Source organism: Mesorhizobium sp. M7A.F.Ca.CA.002.05.1.1 (genome assembly GCF_003998335.1).
Taxonomy (GTDB): Bacteria; Pseudomonadota; Alphaproteobacteria; order Rhizobiales; family Rhizobiaceae; genus Mesorhizobium.
The window spans coordinates 1-2,649 of sequence record NZ_RZQI01000824.1 but is presented as its reverse complement, the minus strand read 5'-3'; the positions used below and the strand labels follow the sequence as shown (position 1 = coordinate 2,649).

The following is a 2,649-nucleotide window of genomic DNA, read 5'->3' as shown; positions in this document are numbered from 1 at the left end:
GTGAAGAACAATATGGGCCTTGGCCTCAAGCAGGCCGGCACGCCCGCCCCGGAGATCGAGCGCCGCATCGGCATCGCCTCGTCGATGCTGTCGCTGGAGCCCTATCTCGAAAGGCGGCCGGCCGAACTCTCCGGCGGCCAGCGTCAGCGCGTCGCCATCGGCCGCGCCGTGGTGCGCGAACCCAAGCTTTTTCTCTTCGACGAGCCATTGTCCAACCTCGATGCGGCACTGCGCGTCAACACAAGGCTGGAGATCGCGCAGCTGCATCGCCGGCTGAAGGCAACGATGATCTACGTCACCCACGACCAGGTCGAGGCGATGACGCTGGCCGACAAGATCGTGGTGCTCAACGCAGGGAAAATCGAGCAGATCGGTGGCCCGATGGAGCTCTACAATTCGCCGGCAAATGAGTTCGTCGCCGGCTTCATAGGCTCACCGAAGATGAATTTCGTCGACGGCGCCAGGCTTGGCGAAACCGCCAAGACCATCGGCGTGCGGCCGGAACATTTGACCGTCGATCCGAAATCCGGCGCCTGGAAGGGAACGGTGGTGCACGCCGAGCACCTCGGCGCCGACACCAACCTTTATCTCGATTGCGAGAAGGCCGGTCTGATTACCGTGCGGATTTTCGGTGTTTATGATGCCGAGCCGGGTGCGACGCTGTATGCGACGCCGGATCCGGGGAAGACGTATCGGTTTGGTGCGGATGGGAAAGTGCTGAAGTAGCGCGGCGGCGCACCCCCCTCACCCAGCCTCCGCTTCGCTCGGCTGACCTCTCCCCGAGGGGAGAGGAGATTGTCAGCGCCGCCGCTCACCTCTTCTCCCCAGCGGGGAGAAGGTGGCCGCGAAGCGGCCGGATGAGGGGGCAGCGCTGACCCCGAAATGTAGTGCCTACAAATCAGCCTTGAACGTCTGCTTCTGCTGGCCCAGGCCCTCGATTCCCAGCTCCACCACATCGCCGGCCTTCAAGAACACCGGCGGCTTCATGCCCAGCCCGACGCCGGGCGGCGTGCCGGTGGAGATGATGTCGCCGGGGTGCAGCGACATGAACTGGCTGAGATAGGAAACCAGATACTTGACGCCATAGACCATGGTCTTGGTCGAGCCGTTCTGCATCGTCTTGCCGTTGACCGTCAGCCACATTTTGAGGTTCTGCGGATCGGCCACTTCGTCCTTGGTTACCAGCCATGGGCCGGTCGGGCCGAACGTGTCGCAGCTCTTGCCCTTGGTCCACTGGCCCTGCCGCTCGGCCTGGAAGGCGCGCTCGGAGACGTCGTGGGCAACGCTATAGCCGGCAACATAGTCGAGCGCATCGGCCTCGCTGACATACTTGGCGGTTTTGCCGATGATTACGGCCAGTTCGACTTCCCAGTCGGTCTTCTCCGAGCCGCGCGGGATCAGCACGTCGTCATCCGGCCCGACAATGGCCGAGCTTGCCTTCATGAAGATGATCGGCTCCGGCGGCACGGTGGCGCCGGTTTCGGCGGCATGGTCGGAATAGTTGAGGCCGATGCAGATGAACTTGCCGGTGCCGGCAACGCAGGCGCCAAGGCGCGGGCTGCCGGAAACCGCCGGCAGCGACTTCGGATCGAGCTTGGCCAGTGCCGCCAGCGATGCCGGGTCGAGCGTCTTGCCGCCGATATCGGTGACGTGAGCGGAGAGATCACGGATCGTTCCATCCGCATCGAGCAGGCCGGGACGTTCGCTTCCCACCTCGCCATAGCGCAGCAGTTTCATCTAAATCCTTCTCCTGATTGCGGCCTCGTGGCCTTTTGCAAACTTTCCGCCAAGGCGATTGCGCCTTCAAGGAACCGGCGGACCGTACCCATCGACCTGACTACGGACAAGCGCGATCGCCATACAAGATAGCCGGCGCGCGGGATTTTCAGACTCTTCGATCCCCTGTCAAACGCCGGGAAAGGGCCAGATCGTCCGGCTCGGCAAGATTTCCGCAGTCAGATCGACCAGCCGCCATCGATATTGTAGGCCTGCCCTGACGTATAGGTGGCGCCGGCCAGATAGACGGCGAGATCCGCGATCTCCTCCGGCGTGCCGAGCCGGCCCATCGGCTGGCGGGCGATGAAGGCTGCGCGGGCGGCATCGTAGTCGCCTTGCGCGTGCATGCGGTCCTGCAGCGACGGGCTCTCGACCGTGCCGGGGCAGATGGCGTTGCAGCGTATACCCTTGCCGACATAGTCGGCGGCGATCGCCTTGGTCAGGCCGATGACGGCGGCCTTGGTCAGGCCATAGACGAAGCGGTTGGGCACGCCCTTGGTTGAACTGGCCAGCGAGGCCATGTTGATGATCGATCCGTCGCCGCGTTCCAGCATGCCGGGCAGCACGGCCCGGCTGGTGCGGATCATGGCGCGAACATTGAGATCCAGCGCGAAATCGAGATCGGCTTCCTTCATCTCGAGGATCGAGCCGGAATGGACGAAACCGGCGCAATTGAACAGAACGTCGACGACGCCGATCTCGGCAAAGGCGGCGTTGACGGCTTCGTCGTTGAGTACGTCCAGCTTGCGGGTCTTGATCCCCGGCGTCCTGGCGAGTTCCGCCAGCAGTGCCTCGTTGATGTCGGTGGCGTGGACGATGGCGCCAGCTTTTGCGAACGCCAGTGCGCTCGCCTTGCCGATGCCTTGCGCCGCT

General features: G+C 63.6%; 3 protein-coding genes. 1 reads left to right on the top strand and 2 read right to left on the bottom strand.

Translation table 11 applies throughout. The features are described 5' to 3' along the window. On the top strand, positions 1 to 726 hold a 726-nt coding region (locus EN939_RS29070), incomplete at its 5' end, for an ABC transporter ATP-binding protein (protein ID WP_127271134.1). A 165-nt stretch (positions 727 to 891) separates the two neighbouring features. Here EN939_RS29070 and EN939_RS29065 read toward each other — a convergent pair. After that, positions 892 to 1,737 (bottom strand): fumarylacetoacetate hydrolase family protein, encoded by an 846-nt coding sequence (locus EN939_RS29065; protein WP_127271132.1) that lies wholly within the window; start codon positions 1,735 to 1,737, stop codon positions 892 to 894. 218 nt (positions 1,738 to 1,955) lie between these two features. Then, positions 1,956 to 2,649 (bottom strand): SDR family oxidoreductase (locus tag EN939_RS29060; protein ID WP_164751308.1); only part of this gene is annotated, 694 nt, incomplete at its 5' end.

Excerpts from the sequence above, each read along its gene's own strand:
- EN939_RS29065 (WP_127271132.1), bottom strand. The coding sequence starts at position 1,737 with ATGAAACTGCTGCGCTATGGCGAGGTGGGAAGCGAACGTCCCGGCCTG.